This is a genomic window from Psychrobacter sp. 1U2 (assembly GCF_051847575.1).
Window position 1 is genome coordinate 1 of record NZ_JBPYDC010000556.1, and the last position, 977, is coordinate 977.

The 977-nt window shown below is 31.7% G+C and carries 1 pseudogene; it reads right to left on the minus strand.

The features are described from left to right. Window positions 1–127: pseudogene (locus tag ACS8FD_RS17230) on the minus strand (iron-containing alcohol dehydrogenase); the annotation flags it as partial. Window positions 128–977 lie beyond the last annotated feature (850 nt).

Here is a 977-nt window from a genome sequence, read left to right on the forward strand (position 1 = left end):
TAACCATCATCTCATCCGTAATGATGAGAGGGTTTTTAATACCTAAGCTATCTAATATGGTTGGTAGCTTTTGACATGCATCGCGACCTACCTCCATGATTCTTGGTAGAAGAATACTATGTGACATATTTAACCATCCTTGTGTTAATCACTATGTGTCTAATACTGTTCTAAAACGAGCCTATTAATCATAAAATAAAAATAGCGCAGAACTTCACGATCGATAGAATAGCTTGTTTCTTACTAAGTCTTGTGAATATTGAGTCTGCAATTCTAAGTACAGATCTTGAGTCATCTATTGTTTTTGCAAATATAGTCGTTGGTAAAAAAGTGAAGGAAAGCTAACGATATATTTATATGGACCTTTTCATGAATGCTTTCATATGACTGTCCAGCTCTAGACACACTGCACTCGTTAAAAGCGTAACAAACACGACTAATAGTAATAAGAAGAAATGACACGCTGAGCTACGTACATCAACAATCATAAAGGTAGTAGAGTTGTTGATATATTTATCATGTGGAATCTGCATATAAAGACATCGTTATAACGATATATATTATATCGTTATAAGAAATTAACAGGATATTTTTATAATAACAAGTATTAAAGGAACAAATATTATCGTTATAGCAAGTAGAAAGGTCTGATGTCGTGTTTTTAGTAGGCTGACATATCGTAGCATGGAGAAATAGGCTCAATTATTAAGCTATTTTTGTAGATAGTAAATTCTTTTGCGATATCAATCAGACTGATATTTATGATCAAGATAATGAAGACATTAACTGTATTTCTCTCCTAATTAGTACACTGAATATAACGGAATTTTGGTTGTTTACAGTGAATTAATCCATATTTATGAATGTACTTTTGCCCAGTCTATACAGCCAAATTAACAGAATTAAGTATTTATTGATTGACGTTCGTTTGCAGCTCTGTTAAATTTTAAACCGATACATTTTGTATCGGTTATTTT